The sequence below is a fragment of the Capnocytophaga granulosa ATCC 51502 genome (genome assembly GCF_000411115.1).
Taxonomy (GTDB): domain Bacteria; phylum Bacteroidota; class Bacteroidia; order Flavobacteriales; family Flavobacteriaceae; genus Capnocytophaga; species Capnocytophaga granulosa.
The window spans coordinates 173,365-192,463 of sequence record NZ_KE150253.1 but is presented as its reverse complement, the minus strand read 5'-3'; the positions used below and the strand labels follow the sequence as shown (position 1 = coordinate 192,463).

General features: G+C 38.4%; 23 protein-coding genes. 4 read left to right on the top strand and 19 right to left on the bottom strand.

All coding sequences use genetic code 11. The annotated features are described in order from the left end of the window. Positions 1–16: 16 nt before the first annotated feature. From HMPREF9331_RS05850 to HMPREF9331_RS05830, 5 genes are read right to left on the bottom strand one after another with little or no spacing between them, the layout of a single operon-like run. Entirely contained in the window at positions 17–1,534 is a 1,518-nt protein-coding gene (locus HMPREF9331_RS05850; protein WP_016420094.1) for a hypothetical protein, read from the bottom strand. A gap of 7 nt (positions 1,535–1,541) precedes the next feature. Beyond that, positions 1,542–2,720: a restriction endonuclease subunit S gene (locus HMPREF9331_RS12605; RefSeq protein ID WP_016420093.1), complete on the bottom strand. Its 1,179-nt coding sequence runs from the start codon at positions 2,718–2,720 to the stop codon at positions 1,542–1,544. Next, positions 2,717–4,093: a Fic family protein gene (locus HMPREF9331_RS05840; RefSeq protein WP_016420092.1), complete on the bottom strand. Its 1,377-nt coding sequence runs from the start codon at positions 4,091–4,093 to the stop codon at positions 2,717–2,719. Before HMPREF9331_RS05840 ends, HMPREF9331_RS12605 begins: the two co-directional genes overlap by 4 nt. Positions 4,094–4,095: 2 nt before the next feature. Then, positions 4,096–5,628 (bottom strand): type I restriction-modification system subunit M, encoded by a 1,533-nt coding sequence (locus HMPREF9331_RS05835; protein ID WP_016420091.1) that lies wholly within the window; start codon positions 5,626–5,628, stop codon positions 4,096–4,098. A gap of 4 nt (positions 5,629–5,632) precedes the next feature. Next, complete coding sequence (locus tag HMPREF9331_RS05830) at positions 5,633–6,187, bottom strand: restriction endonuclease subunit S (RefSeq protein ID WP_016420090.1); 555 nt, start codon at positions 6,185–6,187, stop codon at positions 5,633–5,635. A 253-nt stretch (positions 6,188–6,440) separates the two neighbouring features. Here HMPREF9331_RS05830 and HMPREF9331_RS05825 point away from each other — a divergent pair, with 253 nt between their 5' ends. The 4 genes from HMPREF9331_RS05825 (at position 6,441) to rlmN (ending at position 9,491) form a co-directional block, all read left to right on the top strand. After that, a complete protein-coding gene (locus tag HMPREF9331_RS05825) occupies positions 6,441–7,319 on the top strand; it encodes a cell division protein FtsX (RefSeq protein WP_016420089.1) in 879 nt (292 codons plus the stop codon). A 75-nt stretch (positions 7,320–7,394) separates the two neighbouring features. Then, positions 7,395–7,616, top strand: coding sequence for a DUF3098 domain-containing protein (locus HMPREF9331_RS05820; RefSeq protein ID WP_016420088.1), 222 nt, complete (start codon positions 7,395–7,397; stop codon positions 7,614–7,616). Further along, positions 7,616–8,425: an undecaprenyl-diphosphate phosphatase gene (locus HMPREF9331_RS05815; RefSeq protein WP_016420087.1), complete on the top strand. Its 810-nt coding sequence runs from the start codon at positions 7,616–7,618 to the stop codon at positions 8,423–8,425. The genes HMPREF9331_RS05820 and HMPREF9331_RS05815 overlap by 1 nt, the downstream gene beginning before the upstream one ends. A 34-nt stretch (positions 8,426–8,459) precedes the next feature. Continuing rightward, a complete protein-coding gene (gene rlmN / locus HMPREF9331_RS05810; RefSeq protein ID WP_016420086.1) occupies positions 8,460–9,491 on the top strand; it encodes a dual-specificity RNA methyltransferase RlmN in 1,032 nt (343 codons plus the stop codon). Positions 9,492–9,559: 68 nt separating this feature from the next. On the opposite strand, the gene HMPREF9331_RS05805 is transcribed toward rlmN, so the two are convergent. From HMPREF9331_RS05805 to HMPREF9331_RS05740, 14 genes are all read right to left on the bottom strand, one after another. Further along, complete coding sequence (locus HMPREF9331_RS05805) at positions 9,560–10,282, bottom strand: ATPase (protein ID WP_234945859.1); 723 nt, start codon at positions 10,280–10,282, stop codon at positions 9,560–9,562. Beyond that, the gene (locus HMPREF9331_RS05800; protein ID WP_016420084.1) at positions 10,279–10,524 is read right to left on the bottom strand and encodes a hypothetical protein; all 246 of its coding nucleotides are present in this window, start codon (positions 10,522–10,524) and stop codon (positions 10,279–10,281) included. The genes HMPREF9331_RS05805 and HMPREF9331_RS05800 overlap by 4 nt, the downstream gene beginning before the upstream one ends. Positions 10,525–10,659: 135 nt before the next feature. Continuing rightward, positions 10,660–12,210, bottom strand: a complete 1,551-nt coding sequence (locus HMPREF9331_RS05795; protein ID WP_016420083.1) for a hypothetical protein — start codon at positions 12,208–12,210, stop codon at positions 10,660–10,662. 98 nt (positions 12,211–12,308) lie between these two features. Beyond that, positions 12,309–12,902 carry a nitroreductase family protein gene (locus tag HMPREF9331_RS05790; protein WP_016420082.1) on the bottom strand — a complete coding sequence of 198 codons (594 nt, stop codon included), beginning with the start codon at positions 12,900–12,902 and terminating at the stop codon, positions 12,309–12,311. A 14-nt stretch (positions 12,903–12,916) separates the two neighbouring features. Next, positions 12,917–13,339 carry an organic hydroperoxide resistance protein gene (locus HMPREF9331_RS05785; RefSeq protein WP_016420081.1) on the bottom strand — a complete coding sequence of 141 codons (423 nt, stop codon included), beginning with the start codon at positions 13,337–13,339 and terminating at the stop codon, positions 12,917–12,919. 20 nt (positions 13,340–13,359) lie between these two features. Then, positions 13,360–13,788 (bottom strand): MarR family winged helix-turn-helix transcriptional regulator, encoded by a 429-nt coding sequence (locus HMPREF9331_RS05780; protein WP_016420080.1) that lies wholly within the window; start codon positions 13,786–13,788, stop codon positions 13,360–13,362. A 154-nt stretch (positions 13,789–13,942) separates the two neighbouring features. Next, on the bottom strand, positions 13,943–14,257 hold the full coding sequence (locus HMPREF9331_RS05775; RefSeq protein WP_009640616.1) for a hypothetical protein: 315 nt from the start codon (positions 14,255–14,257) through the stop codon (positions 13,943–13,945). Between the two features lie 216 nt (positions 14,258–14,473). Continuing rightward, complete coding sequence (locus HMPREF9331_RS05770; RefSeq protein WP_016420079.1) at positions 14,474–14,938, bottom strand: DUF302 domain-containing protein; 465 nt, start codon at positions 14,936–14,938, stop codon at positions 14,474–14,476. Between the two features lie 15 nt (positions 14,939–14,953). After that, positions 14,954–16,120: an alpha/beta hydrolase gene (locus HMPREF9331_RS05765; RefSeq protein ID WP_016420078.1), complete on the bottom strand. Its 1,167-nt coding sequence runs from the start codon at positions 16,118–16,120 to the stop codon at positions 14,954–14,956. Positions 16,121–16,457: 337 nt separating this feature from the next. Further along, positions 16,458–17,678, bottom strand: coding sequence for an RNA polymerase sigma factor (locus tag HMPREF9331_RS05760; RefSeq protein WP_016420077.1), 1,221 nt, complete (start codon positions 17,676–17,678; stop codon positions 16,458–16,460). Between the two features lies 1 nt (position 17,679). Then, positions 17,680–18,024, bottom strand: coding sequence for a YciI family protein (locus HMPREF9331_RS05755; RefSeq protein WP_016420076.1), 345 nt, complete (start codon positions 18,022–18,024; stop codon positions 17,680–17,682). 106 nt (positions 18,025–18,130) lie between these two features. Next, entirely contained in the window at positions 18,131–18,364 is a 234-nt protein-coding gene (locus tag HMPREF9331_RS13310) for a hypothetical protein (RefSeq protein WP_040357129.1), read from the bottom strand. Beyond that, on the bottom strand, positions 18,361–18,576 hold the full coding sequence (locus tag HMPREF9331_RS13305) for a hypothetical protein (RefSeq protein ID WP_016420075.1): 216 nt from the start codon (positions 18,574–18,576) through the stop codon (positions 18,361–18,363). The genes HMPREF9331_RS13310 and HMPREF9331_RS13305 overlap by 4 nt, the downstream gene beginning before the upstream one ends. 3 nt (positions 18,577–18,579) lie before the next feature. Beyond that, positions 18,580–19,044 (bottom strand): hypothetical protein, encoded by a 465-nt coding sequence (locus HMPREF9331_RS05740; protein ID WP_016420074.1) that lies wholly within the window; start codon positions 19,042–19,044, stop codon positions 18,580–18,582. Positions 19,045–19,099 lie beyond the last annotated feature (55 nt).

Genomic DNA, 19,099 nt, shown 5'->3' with positions numbered 1-19,099 from the left:
AGATGTTGGTTTTTAATTACTTAATTAAATCCGCTACTAATTCATACCAGAATTTGCCATTGCTCTTTCTTGTATCTCTGTCAATAGAAATAACAATAATGTTACCTCCATTGGTTCCAACTCTTAATTTTTTCTTGATTTCTTTTTGTGTTTTGCTTTCGTCTGCTGAAACGTCAATAACGATCAGTTTTTTATTATATACTTCTATGAGCTCTCTGAATAAGCCATTAATATGTCCATCATCTTGATTAAAACCAAAGCCTATAGAAATGATAGCATCAGAATTTTTAAATCTATCAAACAAATCTACATATCTCCGTGACATTTCAACAGATGTAAGAGGTTTTATTCCACTTTGTGTAAGTAGGAAAGGAACGAGAATCTGTTTTTCTTGAGATGTTGAATTAGTTCCAATTTTTTCGATACTATTTTTATATGGATTATACAAGTCTTTTACACTTCCATTTAAATGTATGATATTTTGCTCTTTAGCTATTTCGGGTGAAACAATTTCAATGATGTTATTATAATTTGAAGTACCTATACTAGTAATTTTTAAATTATTAATACTTAATAAGTCGTTGTAATAACCTTCCTGATTGGCTTTGATATTATCTAAATTTTGAGAAATATAGTCTTTAGCTATTTCTAAAAATACTACCATTTTAGTGAACTTAGCCCATTCTTTTTTGGGGCAATAGAGATAACGATAATGGTTATCAATAAGTTTTTGATAATCCAAGATATCAATAAAAATATTTTCTAAAACTTCCTGACTAATAGCAGATAAGAGTTCTGCTAATCTTGCGTCTTCATCTATGTTAAACACTCTTTTCTCTCTTAACAATAATTCAAGAGCTGTAGCTCCTGCCTTATGAAATTCTAAACTAAACATCCCAAAGATATCATCAAAGATAGGTAAGTCATCAGGAGTTTGAGTAAATAACTCTTCGTTAAGTTTTTTTACCAAGTTGTATCCATGTGCTCCAACAATTAATTGTAGAAACGAAATAGAATATCTTTGGAGGTCATCCTTGTTTTCCTGTGTTCTAATTGTTTCTAACATTGCAGAATAATAAGAAGAGCTAAAGAGTTTTACATCATTTGTAATCAATGGGTTTATTTTTATTTTTTGGCTGTAGATTACACTACCTATTTCTCCACCTGATATTTCTTCAAATTTTTTATTCAAAAAGTTTTTATCTATATTTAACTTTGCGATAGCTCTTTCACATAAAGAGTCAAAATCATTAAACTTTTCTATAATTTTATCTTGTCTATATTCAATAGATGATTGTATAATACTTATAAAATCTTTCTCTCCAAAAGCATAAATGGGCTTATTCAAATAAGAATCAGGCAACCAATATGTCGCATATCTAGAAGTATTATTTATTTCGCTTAAGACTACTCTGAATTTTTTCTTGTATTTTGTAGGGTCTTGCCTGAATAAATCTATAGCAAATTCACCTCCACTTGGCAATCCGTATCCCATCTCGGCTCCTGCCCCGAAAAATAATCCTATTTTTTTCATTATTAAACTATTTTTTAATGGTTAATATCTCTCCAGTAAGCAACTTTTGCATGAGTGTTTTCTTTTGAGTTTGCAAGAGTTGTAGTTTTTGTTCGTATAGTTTGAGCTCTTGATGGACAGTGTCAAGAATTTGAGCAATAGCATTTTGTTCTTTAAATGAAGGCACTTTTATAATGTGGTTTTTAATTTCACTTGTTATTTGAGGTTGTCCAGAGCCTGTTATTAGATAGTTTAGGTTATCATTTTTAAGGTATTCATAAACAAATAGTTTAGAATAATTAGGATTTCCATCTAAATTAATAACCATTGCATTTCCTGTTATCCAAGACTTAGCTTCTGTAAAATTAACAAGTCCACAAGTACTTCCTCTACAAACTACTGCTATCTGTTCTTTTTCATGATTATATCTTGAGTAATATCCTATCACTCCATTTGCACCATATACTTTAAAACCTTCTTCTGTTAAAAGATTTTGGCTTATAGTCTCAGGTTGATATACTTCTCCTATTTCTCCCAGTTTCACCTCTTTCCATACACTATTCTCAAAACCTTTTATTCTTTTCTCTCCCGTTAGCAACTGTTGGGCAAGCCCTTGGTTGCGCTGTTTTAACTGGGTGATAATTTGAGTGGTAAGGCGAATGGCTTTATCACAAGTAAGTAGTATCTTGGTTATTCTTTCTTGTTCTTTTAATGGGGGAATGGGAAGCTGTATTAACTTTAAACTTTCTTTTGAAAGACTATAAACTTTTGTTCCAGTTGCTGCTATATACAATTGTTTTTTTACATAATCACTCATTGTAATATACCCTTTATATCCTAAATAGAAGTATTCACCTTTATCTCTTAGTAAAAAAGTGTGTAAGCCTGCTATTGTATTATATCTTGATAAAGCTATTATCTCTGTAGACTTTCCTACTCCTTGATAATCTTCTGAAGCATCAACCATCACTAAATCTCCTAACTGTATCGTCTCATATTTTTCACCTTTACTTTTAGATATTTTAGGTAAGGTATCATCTGTTATTTCTAAGAGACTATCAAATTTTGTGTGTATATCTCCGTAATGAATATATTGCACTTCTCCTTCATCTGATAATTCAGATCGAGAGTAACTGGCAGTAGGGAATATTTCTAATACATCTCCTAACTTCTTTATTTTCCAATGTTTAGGCATCTTTGCTATCATACTCCTTTCACTTTTGCTAATAGTTTTTTGCCTAATTGTTGGGGTAAAACACTTATGCTCTCATCATCTGGAAAAGTGCTATAAGGATAGCTTTTTTTGAGGAGATAATTGTTCATTACCTCTATTGCTATAATATACGAGTCGTTTTTAAATAAAATGTCAATACTACAATTCACAACAGAGCTATCCCTTGCATAAGCACTACCATATAAATAGTACAGGTGAGTAATATTGTTAATTTCAGTAATATAAGGATCTATGTCATAAATTCTTTGTGCTTTTAACTTAGCTTCTTCGTTCATTTGCTGAATACTCTTCATAGGAGTTCTAAGTCTTTCTAATAAATCTTTTAACGTACTCTCTTCTTCTATCTCTTTATCATTCACTTTTCTAACCCTTTTCTTCTCCTGAAATAGCTTGTCAAACTTTTGCAATACAGCTTCACAAGGGGCAATGAGTTTCTGCTGTGCCCAATGAAAAACGTTTAGCACTTGTTGAGGGGTTTTGTAAGTCTCTTGGTGTTGTAGCTGTCGGGCAAGGAGTGCGATTTCTTTATCTAAATCATCAGGCTCTTCTATACTTTCGCCTTTGGCTGCTTTGATAGCCATTTCCAAACTACTTACTACTTGTTCTGCTATATAGCGTATAAAGGCTTCGTATTGCCCTATATCCGCTAAGTGGAGTGCGTGCAAATAGTTTTGTTTGTCGCTCGATTTAATAACCACTGGGGGCAACTTATGTGCTAAAAGTACGTAATTCATTAGCAAACGCGATACACGCCCGTTACCATCGTCAAAAGGGTGAATACATACGAATTTGTAATGAAACATAGCCGCAAGGGTTACAGGGTGCAAAGCGGTTTGCTCATCGCGATACCACTCCATAAGCGCTTGCATTTGTATGGGTACTTCCTGCGGAGCGGTGTATTCAAACAGCTCTCCATTGGGCAAGCGTACCGAATTGGGCTGGGTTTTGTAGTTCCCCACTGTTATTTGCCGGCGAGTGGGTTGCCCATCAGGGGTAATAGCATCTTTCCAAAAAGGTTGTACTAAGATAATTTGATTAAGCTCTCTAATATCCTTCTCCGTAAGAGGCATATCAGTATCAGCAGCCCATTCTTTTATTTTTTGGAAGGCTACATCGTGGGCTTTCATCTCTTCGTAGTCTCTCATTGGGCGACTGCCGTGAGTTTCATCAAAGAGTAATAACAATTCAGTTTCACCATAAGTGAGCGTATTTCCCTCTATATGGTTAGAATTATAATTGAACTCCAAACGTACTTTTTTATCCCATCGGCGTTGATTCTCAGGACTCATAGGGAGTAGGTTATGGTAGGTAGCCGAAAGTTGGTCTATATAATCAAAAATATCCATTATCACACAAGGTTTAGTTCTTTTAAGTATTGTTCTATTTGTTGTTCTACTTGGCTAAGTTCTTGTTTTAGTTGCCCCAGCTCATTATGTACGGTAGCAATATCTACCAAAGCCTCTGGCTCGAAAGTATCTACATAGCGCGGAATATTTAGGTTGTAGTCATTGGCTTGTATTTCTGCAAAAGTGGCTCGATAGGCAAAACGTTCTTCTATCACACTGCCTTTTTCACCACTAATGGCTTTAGCTTTTTTGTAGTTCTGATATACCGAAACAATATGGCTAATATCCTCATCGCGCAAATGGTTTTGGTTTTTGCCACTTTCATAAGCCTTGCTCGCATCTATAAAAAGCACATCAGTATTAGCTCCTTTAGCACGGCTGAAAATCAGGATAGCCGCAGGAATACTGGTACCATAGAAGAGGTTGGCAGGCAAACCTATTACCGCTTCTAACAGGTTCTCCTCAATGAGTTGTTGCCTAATGATTTTCTCCGAGCTACCGCGAAAGAGTACCCCGTGAGGCACAATCACCCCCACTCGTCCGTTAGTCTCGTGGGTGCTCTCAATCATATGGCTAATAAAGGCATAATCTCCTTTAGTTTTAGGAGGGATGCCTCGATGGAAACGTTGGTAAGGGTCAGCAGAAGCATTTTCAGCCCCCCATTTATCTAAAGAAAAAGGCGGATTGGCTACCACTACATCAAACTTCATCAGCGCATCATTTTCTATAAGTTGGGGATGGTTCAGAGTATCGCCCCAAGTAATGGTAGCAGCATCTTGCTCATGCAGAAACATATTCATCAGGCAGAGTGCCCAAGTACTACCGTTGTTTTCCTGCCCATAAAGCGAATAGTTTTTGCCTTTTACTTCTTTAGCAACTTTTATCAGGAGAGAGCCTGAACCACAAGCAGGGTCAGCAATGCGGTCGCCTGCTTTAGGAGCTACCAATTTAGCCAAAAGGGTACTCACTTCGGAAGGGGTGTAAAACTCGCCAGCCTTTTTACCTGCTTCACCCGCAAAGTGAGCAATAAGGTATTCGTAACTATCACCTATAACATCATTCCCCTCTAAGTGAGATGGTTTTAAGTCCAGATTAGAGAAATCAGTCAAAAGTTGTTTAAGAATCATATTGCGCTGTTTGGTAAGCCCAAAAACAGCTTCAGAATTAAAAGAAATACTGCGGAACACATTGGTTAGTTTGCTACGATTGGCTTCTTCTAAAGCTGTAAGTCCAATGTCTATAATTTCGCCTAAATTGGACTCATTGCGGTGATCATACAAATAATCAAAGGTACTTTTTTCAGGAATGACAAAACGGTCTTTTTGTAACTGTCGATTCACCATAGTCTCATTGTCATTGTAACTTTTACGATAACTTTCGATTTTCTCTTTTCTTACATCCGAAAGATATTTTACAAATAAGAGCGTGAGAATATAGTCTTTATATTGCCCACTACCCATTACAGGACGCAGGGTATCACAGGCTTTCCATACAATACCGTTAATAATATCCCTCGTTATCTTGTTATTTTCCATCGTATTATGATATTAATTTATGAATAATAGATTGATATAATTGCCGTTCTTTTTGTATCATCTGTTGTCTTAAAATATTTTTTTGCTGAAACAACAGATTTAAATCACTTATTTGTTGTTGTATTTTAAGAGGAGGTATGGGTATTTGTAAGTCCTCTAACTCCTTTTTCCTTAGTGAAAAAATATTACTACCTCCTCCCATTTGCCATAATTGTTGTTGGTACTGTGGTAAATTGAGAATAGTAGCCAAATAAGCAGGCAATACAATTGCACTGTCGACTCTCAATACATAAAAAATAGAGGAAGCCACAGCTTTACCCCATTGCGCTCGAAACAAAGTAGCAAAAATTCGGGTACCTTTAGATGGTAATAAAATATCGTTCTCCAAAAGAAGATTTTTGTTATACTTCTCATCTTCCTCTACAAAAGCATCCACATTTGCCAAAAATTGATTATTCTCGTCAAAATTTTTGAGTTGTAGGTACAAAATTTCTCCTTTGGAGAGCGCACTATCATAACAGCCAAAGTCTATTCTACTTAATTCTTTTAAAGGTTTCATGGTGTTTTTTGAAAATCTCTACAATCATATTTTTTTCAGAGCGCAAAGTAACAAAAAATTATTTGATTGCGCAAATTTTTTTTGTAGATTTATTCAAAAAAAGAAACCTCCACCTTCTTGTCCCTTCAACCCTGTGTTTCCACACTCTTAAAAAAAACTAACAACCGTTAAACTTTTGTATATCTCTCACAAACCAATTTCTATATAATAGATTTTTACTACTTTTACGCTCATTTTCTAACTTGCCTAAAAAGTGCATACCCGAACCGAACGATACAACCGTAGGAAGCTCATCTCTTCCTATTTTTCTGTTACACTGAGTATTACACTCGTGCTATTCCTTCTGGGGCTATTGGGGTTTCTGCTGATTAATGCCAAAAACTTCACCGATAGTTACAAGGAAAACCTCATTATGTCCGTTTTCCTCAAGGATACCGCCAAAGAGGCCGATATACAGCAGCTCCAAAAAACACTCTCCCTTGCCGACTATATCAAAAAAGTTCAGTTTATCTCCAAGGAGCAAGCTGCACAGTCCTTCATTGAGGAACTGGGAGAGGACTTTATATCCACCATCGGAGACAACCCTTTGAAAAACTCCTTTGACCTTACCCTCAAGGCCGACTATGTCGCCCCTGAAAAAATGGAGGAAATCAAAGAATCTATACTGCAAAATGCCTCTGTCAAGGAAGTTGTCTATGACCGTGCTTCGGTAGAGAAAGTGCATTCCAACCTCCAGCAAATCTCTATCGTTATCCTCTCTATTTCAGCTATTTTTACCTTCGTAGCCATGCTGCTAATCAACTCGTCCATACGTCTGTCCGTTTACTCCAAGCGATTTATTATCAAGACCATGCAGCTAGTAGGCGCTACCAAAGCCTTTATTCGCAGACCGTTTATCGTCACCAATATAGCCTTAGGTATCCTCAGCGCATTGCTGGCCTGTTTAGCACTGAGCCTTTGCTTGTTTTATTTGGATAAGTCTTGGCCTGAATGGGGGCTGCTTAGCAACTCCAGCGCCTTTATATCGGTTTTTGCCGCCCTATTTGCTATTGGAATTTTCATCAGCTGGATCAGCACCTATTTCGCCGCCCAGCGCTTTTTAAACCTCCATACCGACGAACTCTATTATTAGTGACTAGTGACCAATGACTAGTGACTAACCACTAACCACTGACAACTGACAATTAACAATTAACAATTAAAAAAGATGGTTTTCAAACGAAAAAACTTCCTCTTGATGCTCCTTGGTTTGGGGCTTATCTCTTTGGGCTTCCTCACCATGAGTGGAGGGGGCAGTGATGACCCTAAGGTCTTCAATCCCGCTATCTTCAACTTCCAGCGTATCAGTCTGGCGCCTGCCTTGGTGCTACTGGGATTCGCTACCGAGGTAGTGGCTATATTGTATAACGACAAACAAAAAGAAAACTAATGGACTTACTACAGGCTATCATCATTGCCATTGTGGAAGGACTTACCGAGTACCTACCCATCTCCTCCACCGCTCACATGATCTTTACCCGCGAACTGATGGGACTCCCCGAAGATGATTTCTTCAAGATCTTCGCCCTCTGCATACAGTTCGGGGCTATTTTAGCTGTGGTAACCCTCTATTGGCGCAAGTTCTTGGACTTCTCTCGCTGGCAGTTCTTTGTAAAACTTGGCTTTGCCGTACTCCCTGCCCTTGTCTTGGGTAAGCTCTTGGACGACTATATTGATTCTGTCATGGGCGCTCCCGTATATATTGCGATCATGCTCATCGTGGGCGGTTTTGTACTGCTCTTTATTGACCGATTTTTCCAGCACCCTGCAATATTTCACGAGAAAGATATCTCTATCGAAAAGGCCGTTATTATAGGCTTTTGGCAATGCTTGGCCATGATGCCTGGCACCAGCCGTTCCGCTGCTTCTATCATTGGAGGTATGCAACAGAAGCTCTCCCGCGAACTCGCCGCCGAGTTCTCTTTCTTCTTGGCAGTACCTACTATGCTTGCCGTAACTGTGTATTCCTTATTCCTAAAGCACTACACAGGAAGTGGTACCAACCTCAAGGGCTATGAACTCTTAGCCAGCAACTCCGACAAACTCTCCATGTTCCTCATCGGTAATCTCGTAGCTTATATAGTAGCCATCCTCGCTATCAAGGGCTTTGTTGGCCTGATCAAGAAATATGGTTTCTCCCTCTGGGGCTACTATCGTATCATTGTAGGATCTCTATTATTATGGTTCTTTATTAAGTGAAAAGCTTTTCATTTTTCACTCTTCACTTTTCACTATGAAAGATATTCGTGCTTTAAAAAAAGAAGAACTCCAAGATTTTTTCCTCTCCCACGGGGAAAAGGCTTTCCGTGCCAATCAAGTATATGAATGGCTCTGGACAAAGGGTGCCCATTCTTTTGACCAGATGACCAACCTCTCCAAGGAAACCCGCCAGCTACTGGCAGAGCATTTCGTCATCAACCATATCAAGGTAGATACCATGCAGCGTAGCGAGGACGGTACTATCAAGAATGCTGTGCGCCTGCACGATGGGCTTTATGTGGAATCTGTGCTTATACCTACCGATACCCGTATCACCGCCTGTGTATCTAGCCAAGTAGGGTGCAGTCTCAACTGCTCCTTCTGTGCCACCGCCCGCCTCAAGCGTATGCGCAACCTCTCCCCCGATGAGATCTTTGACCAAGTGCTTACCATTGATCAGCAGAGCAGACTCTACTATGGTCGTCCCTTGCGCAATATCGTCTTTATGGGTATGGGCGAACCCCTGATGAACTACCCCAATGTGATAAAAGCCATTGAGCGTATCACCTCTGAAAAGGAAGGCCTTGGCTTCTCCCCCAAGCGTATCACTGTATCTACTTCAGGGGTCTCCAAGCTCATCCGCAAAATGGCTGATGATAAGGTCAAGTTCAAGCTTGCCGTATCCCTACACTCCGCCATTGAGGAGACACGCAACAAGATTATGCCTTGGACAGTCAATTTCCCCCTTGCCGAACTACGCCAAGCCTTACAATATTGGTATCAACAGACCAAAAGTCGTATCACCTATGAGTATGTAGTGTGGAAAGGTATCAATGATGCACCCAAGGACGTCGATGCCTTAGTCGCTTTCTGTCGTTTTGCGCCCTGCAAGGTCAATCTCATTGAGTACAACCCCATTGACGATGGCCTCTTTGAGCAAGCTGACGAAAAAGCCCTCCTGCTCTACAAGCGAAAACTAGAAGAAGCAGGTATCACCACCACCATCCGCTACTCTCGCGGTAAGGATATTGATGCCGCCTGCGGACAATTAGCCAATAAGCAGTAAAATATACTAACTATCAATTGAGAAACCTCTCTGTGAGATACTACACAAAGAGGTTTTCAGTACTTATATCAATAGTTGATTTTATCCAAAAGATAAATTTTTACCCATTCAGGAACATTTTCTTGTAAAAAGTAGAGTTTGTTTTCCTTTTTTTCAATTAACAATGAACGGTCATCTTCAGAAGAGTTATCAAATATAAAGGCAGTATCCGCTATCACAAAAGCATTATAAAGCAGATCCATAGTCCTGTAGTATCTCTCTATTATCTTTTCTTCCGAAACATTATGTCCGCCTTTGCTAACTCTGAATCCTATACGTTTTATGTTAATAGTAGGGTCTTGTGTAGTGATAAAGTAGAAATAGGTTTTAAAACCATTATTTTTAGCCTTCTTTAAAAAATCTACTTTAGAGGGGTGAGACATTACTGTTTCAAAAGAAAAAGTACTTTGCTGTTTTAGCAGCATCTCTCTAAAGAAATTAGCCACCGAAGCCGCTATATAGCTATCTATAGTTCCTATACAGACCAAAATATTGTCAACAATATGTATTTGTTGTAGCTTATTCAGATCAATCCTCTTGTTTTCAGCATACTGCAAAAAATCATTCCAGTTATCTTGACTAATTTCAGTAGGCAAATAGTCATCACAATGGATAAACCCCTTAGTTTTTAGTGCTAATTCTATAACATCAGCATTTATAAAATACCCCACATTATAGTACTTCTTTACATCTTCTATAAGAGTAGACTTTCCCGATCCGTTAGGACCTGCAAACATGCGAAATCTTTTCATTTTTCATCTATCGTATAAACTCCTTTTTTCACTTTTATAAGATTTCCATATTGTGCTTTTTTACCCAGATAAACAATCGTTCCATCTGGTTTTTCTTCTACAAGCTCTCCTTCTTTTACACTGATATTACTAAGCCCTAAAGCTCTATTTTCACGACGAGCTCTCTCGGTAGCTTCTATAAAGATTCTATTTAACTCTTCAGTAGGAATTTCTTCTTCTATATTTTGTAAGGTTTTCATCATCTGACTATTTAATTTAAGTTTTACAGACTTTGTAAGAGTTTGATTTAATGTAGAAAAAACACAAACACAAAGCCCGCTCTTTAATATATTATGGGACAAAGGTACGAAAAATTTATCAGAACTAAAAAACTTTAATTAGTAATACTCCCTCATTGTCCTTATATCCAGATACCCCGCTCTACCGTTTTTGATGATCTTATAGAACGAATGTGTCTGGGGGGTAATTTTTTCATATACCGCCTTTTTCTGTTGGGGGTAGATCCCTATCTTATGATCTTTGTAAAAGTAGATAAGCCCGTCCTTCTGTTGCTCTATATTGTCATAGACAATAGGAAGTAGCTCTTCTCCTATCAGATATGCCTTGGGATATATACGCAACATGCGCTTATAAAAAGGACTTCCTTCTAGCTCTATCTCTGTATAGTCTTTGACATTATCTAATTTCTCTTGGTAGCTATAGCCAAAAAGCCCATACTTATTGCCTTGTTGTACTCGTATAAGCTCAGGGTGGGGATAGATAGTGCCTGTAAAAGAGTCATTCTCGTCCCATACAATACGATGTTTACCATTGACAAACGAAAGGGTCTCTTCCGCACTCCTGTCCGAGAGGTAATGCTCCTTCTCTGCCTCGTACTCCGAGGCAAAACCTCCATAACCGTAAAGCATATAGTAAGGGTATTCTTTTTTATGCTCATCTTTCTTTAGGGTATAACGCCTCTCATACACTGTCCCACAGAGGGAATAAACGATTTTAGGAAACACCTCTATTCGCTCTCCACTTATCTGGTAATAGTCTGCTCCCTCTTTGTTAAGCATCTCTATCCCATCTCGGTAGAAATAGACACTTCTCATCCCCTTGAAGTCTTTCTTTTGTAAATAACTGTCATAGAGAACAAACTTACGCCCTCTTTTGCCTATTATGCCAAATTCGTTATAATAGATCGTATCATATCTACCTGGAAGCACTTTTTGCTTATAGATATCAATAAGTTCATAGCGCTTGCCTTTAGGACGAAGTAACATATATTCTTTTGGCTTATAATCTATGAAATCATCTTTATAAGATGAAGGATATTGAGTTACCATAAGTTTTGTCGTCTCTCTGTCGTTCAAGAATAGGGTTTTATCCTTCAAAGGCACTATAAACCCTTCTATATAACTATTATCACTCAAGAGATATATATTCCTACCCTTTCCCAAGTTGATAGCACGTAGCGAATAATAGTCCCTTTCTTGATAAGGGTCTTTTTCTTCTATATCTATATCACATAGCAAGGCCAATTGTGGGTTAAGTATCTTGAGAATGGTTTGGGTATTCTTGTCATAGATAGGCGGAAGTGTCTTAAAGGTTTTCCCTACAATATCCTTGAGAGTAGTGCGCTGAATATCCTTGAGAGAGACGATTTTCCTATCCTCCTCTTTTATCTCCTTCAGCGTCTCCCAATTCTCATCATTATAATGAACTATCTTAAAGTCATAGAGATCTTGTCTATAATCTGCCTTTTCATCTTCCTTATAATCAAGCTCTAGCTCTAAGAACTTATCTTTCCCTTTTTGCCAATAAAAATAGAGCTCTCCCTCAGTATTATAGGCAAGTATATCTATATGGCGAAGGGTTGTTTCCGTCTGTGCTTGCCCCCATAAGGAAAGCAACAAAGCCACGATAAAGGTCAATTGCTTCAACATAATATTCCATTTTATCCCACAAAAATACAAATAATTAGCCAATAAGTCAATAGTTTCATTGACTCATTGGCTAATTATCTCATTGGCAAATCAACAAATTATCTAATTGTTACCACTTCTTCAAGCGGAAGTCTCTTTTTAGGGGTCTTACTTGGGTGATTGCCGTCGGCTTCACTGTGGTAGCCTATAGCTACCACGAGCACAGGTTTAAAGCCTTTTACCTGCAACTTTTGATCGTAGTAAGCTGGGTCAAAACCTTCCATAGGAGTCGCATCAATCCCTTCTGCACCACAAGCTGCTAACAGAAAGCCAGTTGCCAGATACACTTGTTTTTGAAACCAAACTTTAGCACGCTCTTCACCATCTGCTTTTAGACTTTGATAATAATCAACCACTGGTTGTGGCTGATTTGCCTTGAAATAGGTTTCAAAAGCAGCAATATCATCGTAGGCAAAGAGTACTACCAAGTGGCTGGCATCTTTTATCTTCTGCTCGTTAAAGAACGAATGGGCTGCCAAATCGGCCTTAAGTGCCTCATCGCCTACAATAACAAATTTCCAAGGTTGACTATTAACTGACGAAGGTGCCAGGCGGAGTATCTCTGCCAATTCCTTGATTTTAGCCTCACTTATCTTCTCATTGCGATACGCTTTAGTAGCATATCTCTTCTGTGCAATTTCTAAAAAACTCATATAAAACTAATTTGTTAATTATTACTTACTTCAAAGGTTACTTCTATATTCCCACGAGTAGAATTAGAGTATGGGCACACTTGGTCTGCTTTGGCTACAAGCGCCTTGGCTTCTTCTATCGATACATTAGGTATATTTACCTGTAAGGTTACAGCGAAAATAAAACCGCCATTATCTAGCTTTCCGATAGAAACATGAGATGTTACAGAGGTCACCCCTGTAGTTGCTTTCGTCTGCTTGATAACCAAGTTCAGTGCGGTGTCAAAGCAAGCCGCATAGCCCGCTGCAAAAATCTGCTCAGGGTTCGTATAATCGTCATTAGCGCCTCCTAAGGCTTTAGGAGAACGTAATTCAAGACTTAATACGCCATTGTCGGAAGTTACTTTTCTATTAGGGGCACCTGTAGCGGTAGCCACTGCTGTGTACAATGCTGTCATAATATTTCTTTTTTACTTTGTTATTTGTCCTTATTAAGAATTCTATACGTCAGAGCCTTAAGAGTCTCAAATTCTTGGGTGCTTAGTGGTATTGTTCCTTTCAATTGCAAAGGAATTTCCTTAGCTTTTTCTTCTAGCTGTTTGCCTTTTTCAGTAAGTGTTATCCACATGACGCGCTCGTCCTCCTTACAACGGATACGGGTAAGCAACTCTTTAGTTTCCATTCGCTTGAGTAGTGGGGTAAGAGTGCCACTATCCAGATACAGCCGCTCCCCTATCGCATTTACCATAAGAGTACCTTCTTCCCAGAGAACCAAAAGTACCAAATACTGTGGATAGGTAAGGTCTAAGGGCGTAAGATACTTAGCGTACTGCTGTGTAATCTTACGCGAGGCCGCATAAAGCGGAAAACATACCTGAGCACTTAACTGTAAGACTTCTTTTGCCATGACTTCTTGATTTCGGGAGCAAAGATATAACAAATATTTTAAACAATAAAATTTTTTACAAATAAATTTTGTGCAATATAATTTTATCATAGATAAAACTTCCCATATGGCACATGTAACATACGGGAAGTTTTATAATTAACAAATGAGCTAATTATTTCCTAAGAAAACGGAAACGTTCTATGATATCCAGAAGCATATCAGCTTCAAAAAACTCATCATTTAGCAAGTCGTCAAATTCTTCATCACTCTCTTCATAAATGTTATTAATATAAGATAGATGTTCCTCTGCCTGAGGAAAATCACCTTTCATTATATAGTATTCAGCAAATATAAGATGTGCTTTGATAAGGCTTATTTGATCATCTCCCCCTGTTTCAAGCACTTTATTCAGGCTTTCTATACTCTTTTCCTCCAATCCTTTAGCCAATTGTAGAACAGCTTTTTTTAAGTATAATTCTGCATTCATTTGTTTGTATTAGTACCATAAAATTCTGTAGCAAATATAAGGATAATTTGTTAATTTGCCAATCAGTATGATGTGTTTTTTTCTGCCTTTACAATTATGGCAAATTCGCCATATTTAAAAGTCAAGCAATACGTCCCACAAACCGACCATTTGCTCGAAGTGGTTACTGGCTGCACGACTCGCACCACTGGATTTTATAGCTTGTCGTACTATGAGTTAATTCCCTATAGTCGATTTTATCAGCTGTTGCATGGCAGCATCTATCCTTTCCGCTGTGCTGAAGTTTTGCTTGATATGGTATTTTTCAGCGATGGCGGCGACTTTCTCGTAACGTATGTTTACCGTTTTCCCCTCCTCGTAGATGAGGATTTTCAAAGGGAGTTCAATGGCCAAGAGGGGATTTTCCTGCATCAGGGCGGTTCCTACTTTGGGATTGCCTACTATAAGCACCGTAGCAGGCGACATACTTTCACCTACTGCCTCCGCTGCCTTATGGTGTTCGATAGTAGCAAAAACGGTAATACCTTTGCTGTTCAGTGTTTTTTGAAGTGCCACGACAGTCTCTTCAAAAGCTAATGGACTTTGGAAGTCTTCATAAGGTTTTATAACCTCCTTACAACTGATCTTCGGTTGTGCAGCTGCTAAGAATGGGAATAATAAAAAAGTAAAAAGAAGTTTCATATAATGTGCTAATAATTATTGCAAGTATTCTTCAAAGAATTTAAGGGTGAGGCTATTCAGCTTATCATGTGTTTCTTCAATAGGGGTGCTACCACTCAATCCTAATGGCTGAGCAAAAGGTACCCACAAGGGTACATCCGTAAAATCTACATGGAACATATCAGGAAGTTGTACGAATTCACTCTCTGCTGTATTCTCAAACAAAGCCCTCATTGTACTGAGATGCTGCTCTATATCACTTTCTGTCCATCCTCCCGATTTCTTGCGTTCAGTACGCATAGCTTCTGCTGGGCGGGTAATAACCATGATAGGAACAGGCAAACCTGTTTGTGCTATCTTCTTAGGAATAGGTGATTCCATAATCAAGCTTGCCTTAATACGTCTATCCTTGCACGAGGCTTCCGATACGATAATCCCTCCGAGAGAGACCCCAAAAGCTCCCAGTTTGTCCATATTGAGCCTATTGGTAAGAAGGTGGTGAGGGTCATCTGTATGGAGTGTGGTGAGGAAATCTATTACGCACGATACATCTTTGGCAAAGTAGGCTATCAGTCCCCCTTCAAAGGTCTTTCCGTTATAACTCAAAAGAGGGTTTTCTTCTGTTAAGCTATCATTAAGCATGGGATCAATTACACTTCGCGGCTGGCTCTGGAGTGTGCTGCCATCAGAGAACGTTGCCAAGGCTACCGCCATAGGACAATCAATACCTACCACTATATACCCTTGAGAGACTAACTCTTGTATCTGAAAAGTGCTTATACATCGGTGACCGTAAAGACCTGTAAGATACAAGAGAACAGGATATTGCGCTTTCTCATCGCTTATAGGAACTTTTTCTAAGGCATTAGAATGCTTGAATTGCAACGAATAAAGCAAAGCCTTCGGAATATGCAAAAGTTCCGAAATAGCCTCGCTCACCTTGGTAGCTTCAGGGATATAAGGAGCGTAATCACTCTGAGAGGTGTTTTCGGCAGGATACCACACTTGTATGGGTATTTGTCTGGCTTGGTGCTTATCTGTAATAAAGATCTCTTCCCTATTAGGATCAGTTACCCAGTAGCTCACCGTACCAATAGCATACTTGCCCGTAGGCTTTGCAAAAAGCGTTGGGTGAAATATATAATAAGCCCCTCTCACAAGCAAGAATAACACTAAGGCTATAAGGATATGCATTTTTTTCATTTGCTAATTATATTGAGGTAGTGGCAAAAATACACTACGAGTTTTCTCCAATACGCTCTCTAAGGGGCTGTAAGGCTTTCCACTGCTGATATAGATGAGCTATTTTATTCATAATATACTCTTTTTTACGTTTAAAGGTAGCTTGTGGCTACCTTTAAACGATATAACATGCAAAAGTACATATTATTTTTCACTTAACCCACTAATTTGTAGTTTTTGTATCAGCGCCCATTCCTCCATCAGCGGCTTTTAATTTTAACTGGTGACAATTTGATACCGTTTCATTTTCTTTTTTTTGAGTAATCCTAAATAGTGTGCATTTTGAGTTCTTCAAATTTTATTTCACTAATTGTTCTATCTGTTTCTGCAGTGTTGCACGCTCATTAGGCGATTTAGAAAGAGTAACCGCCTTTTGATAGTGAGCAATTGCTTTTTGGTTATCGATATCAGTATACAAATATCCTAACAACTCGTGATAGTAATGATTGTCTTCCAATCCCAATTTTTCAGCCTCTACAATGGCTTTTTCTTTTCCATATACCTTGCCATAAGCAAAAGTTCTATTTAAGGCTATTACGGAAGAATACTCAATGATAATCAATTGGTTATATAAGCGAAGAATATACTCCCACTTGTTTTCATCGGTAGGAGTAGTATGCCAATAGGCAATACCTGCTTCCAAGTGATATTTAGAGACTTGTGAACCTTCGCAGGCTTTTACTAAGTAATAGTTGCCTCTGTCTATAAGGTCTTTATCCCATTTGCTTTTATCTTGTTGCTCGTAAAGGGTATTCTCACCAGTGGCACTAGTACGAGCTTCTAGTCTCGAACTTTGGAAACACATTAGTGATAAAAGAGCATTCACTTGTGGCGTATCAGTTTGAGGGTGTTCCGCAAGTAAGAGCGTAAGACGCAAGGCTTCCTTACAAAACTCCTTCCGTATAAATTGACTGTTGGTTTCTGAAAAATAGCCTTCGTTAAAGAATAAGTACAAACAGCGCAATACCGTTTCTAATCGTGCTTGTATATCCGCTGAGCTTACAGTTTTAATTTGAAAATGATGCTCTCTGAGCTTGCTTTTAGCCCTAAAAAGTCGTTTTTTTATAGTTTCAACAGGCGTCAGCAGGGCATTGGCAATCTCTTCTACTGTAAAACCACAGAGTATTTGCAAAGCCAAACTTATTTGTGATACTACCGAAATAGAAGGATCACAGATATTGAAGAGCATTTCCAACTGACTGTCATTTATTTCAGAAGTTTCAAAGGTAAGTTCCTCACTTATTTCAGTAGGTGTAAGTGTCTTTTTTACTTTATTTTGGAATATAGCTACGTGTTTTTCATAGTCTTTAGCTTTGTTTTTGGCGACGGTGTAAAGCCACGCAGTAGGGTTAGTAGGCAAGGGCTGTGTTTCCCACAATTCATAGGCTTTTAAGAATGTATCACTTACAATATCTTCCGCAATCTCCAAATGAGAAAAGCCAAAATGGCGACATAGTACTGCCACCATTTTAGCATATTCTTTCCGAAACAAATCGGATAAAAGTTGTGAGTGAGGCATTTTAATCTCTTTTTAGCACTTCACGTACTTCAATACTACCACCTACTTGTTCAAAAATAGGATTGGCTTTTGCCATCTCTACTGCTTCGTCTATGTTTTCAGCTTTCACTACCACATAACCACTGATAAACTCTTTAATTTCGGTAAAAGGACCATCGGTTACAACCTTATCGGCTTTGATAGTTTTAGCACTGCCAACAATAGGCAAAAGGGTATTGCCTTTGTCAGCTAATTTGTTTTGTGAAGCGATACCCGCAAGCCAGTTCATACGTTCCTGCATTTGCTCAGCAGTAGGCTTGAAATCAGCGATGTTGTTCAAACGAAAAATCAATACAAAATCTTTCATGTGTTTCTAAAAATTTAATGTTATACCCCTATAACGATCGAATTCCCTTTATGGGGACAAATGTGAAATAAAAAATAATCTGCTACTTCGCTAATTGACAAATTGCCTAATTTCTAAACACTACCGACCTTCGAGCAAGAAACACACTTACCACCAAAGTAAGTACTTCCGAAAGCACAAGAGTAAGCCAGATACCTCGTTCACCCAAAAAAGTAGGTAAGATAAGCATTCCAATACCAATGAATACCACTCCTCGCAAAACAGCAATCACAATAGAGCCTAAGGCATTGCCGATAGAGGTAAAAAAGCTGGTAACTAAGATATTAAATCCGTTTATCAAAAAAGCATAGGAGAAAATATGTAGCCCCTACTGAAAAGTGGCATGATGATATTCACCCCTCCCAAAGCTTTTTCGCTTACGTAATTGCCTACCACATAACCATCTACCAAGTTCTGTAAGCCAAAGAAACACATGGTAATAATACTCGGCAAGGCATATTTTAAAAACACCGTAGCAATAGGGGCTTTTTCTAAAAGTTCATGTCTGTTCATCGGCTATTTACTTTCTTTTAAAAATCCTGACCATTCATCATCGGCATCATCATAACCTATAATTTTTTCCTTGTACTTACTACCAAAGATATATTCCCTTACAAAAGTATCAAAATCAACATCAATCTCTTCAATACCTTCATAGCTATCGGCAGGAAAAAGTACGTGTTGGGTATCTTTATCTAGGAAAAGAGGCGCATACAGCAGCTGCCCAATCTCACACCACGAAGGTTGGTCAGAAGGAACACGATATTGGTTATCCAACAGCTCCTCCACGCTCCAGAGAATGATATCTCCAAAAGACCCTCCATTACAAAGTCTTAGAAAAGCACTATAAGCAGGAACTCTCCAATTCGATACTTCTTGTGGAATACTTTCAGCTCCTTCGGGTATTTCTCCTATGAGTATGGCATCGGGTGATGAGTTCAAGCAATTTCTGTAATGGGTAATAAGGGCTTGTAAGTCCATAGGTAACTATTCTTTTTCTCGTGGCAAAGATAAGGATAATTGATGGATTTTCCCT

What these genes read in the sequence shown, in the direction of transcription:
- HMPREF9331_RS05815 (WP_016420087.1), top strand. Translation starts at nt 7,616, where the DNA reads ATGGACTTACTACAGGCTATCATCATTGCCATTGTGGAAGGACTTACC.
- HMPREF9331_RS05740 (WP_016420074.1), bottom strand. Translation starts at nt 19,044, where the DNA reads ATGGACTTACAAGCCCTTATTACCCATTACAGAAATTGCTTGAACTCA.
- HMPREF9331_RS05790 (WP_016420082.1), bottom strand. Translation starts at nt 12,902, where the DNA reads ATGAGTTTTTTAGAAATTGCACAGAAGAGATATGCTACTAAAGCGTAT.
- HMPREF9331_RS05795 (WP_016420083.1), bottom strand. Translation starts at nt 12,210, where the DNA reads ATGTTGAAGCAATTGACCTTTATCGTGGCTTTGTTGCTTTCCTTATGG.
- HMPREF9331_RS12605 (WP_016420093.1), bottom strand. Translation starts at nt 2,720, where the DNA reads ATGATAGCAAAGATGCCTAAACATTGGAAAATAAAGAAGTTAGGAGAT.
- HMPREF9331_RS05805 (WP_234945859.1), bottom strand. Translation starts at nt 10,282, where the DNA reads ATGAAAAGATTTCGCATGTTTGCAGGTCCTAACGGATCGGGAAAGTCT.
- HMPREF9331_RS05850 (WP_016420094.1), bottom strand. Translation starts at nt 1,534, where the DNA reads ATGAAAAAAATAGGATTATTTTTCGGGGCAGGAGCCGAGATGGGATAC.
- rlmN (WP_016420086.1), top strand. Translation starts at nt 8,460, where the DNA reads ATGAAAGATATTCGTGCTTTAAAAAAAGAAGAACTCCAAGATTTTTTC.
- HMPREF9331_RS05760 (WP_016420077.1), bottom strand. Translation starts at nt 17,678, where the DNA reads ATGCCTCACTCACAACTTTTATCCGATTTGTTTCGGAAAGAATATGCT.
- HMPREF9331_RS05840 (WP_016420092.1), bottom strand. Translation starts at nt 4,093, where the DNA reads ATGGATATTTTTGATTATATAGACCAACTTTCGGCTACCTACCATAAC.
- HMPREF9331_RS05770 (WP_016420079.1), bottom strand. Translation starts at nt 14,938, where the DNA reads ATGAAACTTCTTTTTACTTTTTTATTATTCCCATTCTTAGCAGCTGCA.
- HMPREF9331_RS05820 (WP_016420088.1), top strand. Translation starts at nt 7,395, where the DNA reads ATGGTTTTCAAACGAAAAAACTTCCTCTTGATGCTCCTTGGTTTGGGG.
- HMPREF9331_RS05775 (WP_009640616.1), bottom strand. Translation starts at nt 14,257, where the DNA reads ATGAATGCAGAATTATACTTAAAAAAAGCTGTTCTACAATTGGCTAAA.
- HMPREF9331_RS05830 (WP_016420090.1), bottom strand. Translation starts at nt 6,187, where the DNA reads ATGAAACCTTTAAAAGAATTAAGTAGAATAGACTTTGGCTGTTATGAT.
- HMPREF9331_RS05755 (WP_016420076.1), bottom strand. Translation starts at nt 18,024, where the DNA reads ATGAAAGATTTTGTATTGATTTTTCGTTTGAACAACATCGCTGATTTC.
- HMPREF9331_RS05765 (WP_016420078.1), bottom strand. Translation starts at nt 16,120, where the DNA reads ATGAAAAAAATGCATATCCTTATAGCCTTAGTGTTATTCTTGCTTGTG.
- HMPREF9331_RS05785 (WP_016420081.1), bottom strand. Translation starts at nt 13,339, where the DNA reads ATGACAGCATTGTACACAGCAGTGGCTACCGCTACAGGTGCCCCTAAT.
- HMPREF9331_RS05835 (WP_016420091.1), bottom strand. Translation starts at nt 5,628, where the DNA reads ATGGAAAATAACAAGATAACGAGGGATATTATTAACGGTATTGTATGG.
- HMPREF9331_RS13305 (WP_016420075.1), bottom strand. Translation starts at nt 18,576, where the DNA reads ATGAACAGACATGAACTTTTAGAAAAAGCCCCTATTGCTACGGTGTTT.
- HMPREF9331_RS05780 (WP_016420080.1), bottom strand. Translation starts at nt 13,788, where the DNA reads ATGGCAAAAGAAGTCTTACAGTTAAGTGCTCAGGTATGTTTTCCGCTT.
- HMPREF9331_RS05800 (WP_016420084.1), bottom strand. Translation starts at nt 10,524, where the DNA reads ATGATGAAAACCTTACAAAATATAGAAGAAGAAATTCCTACTGAAGAG.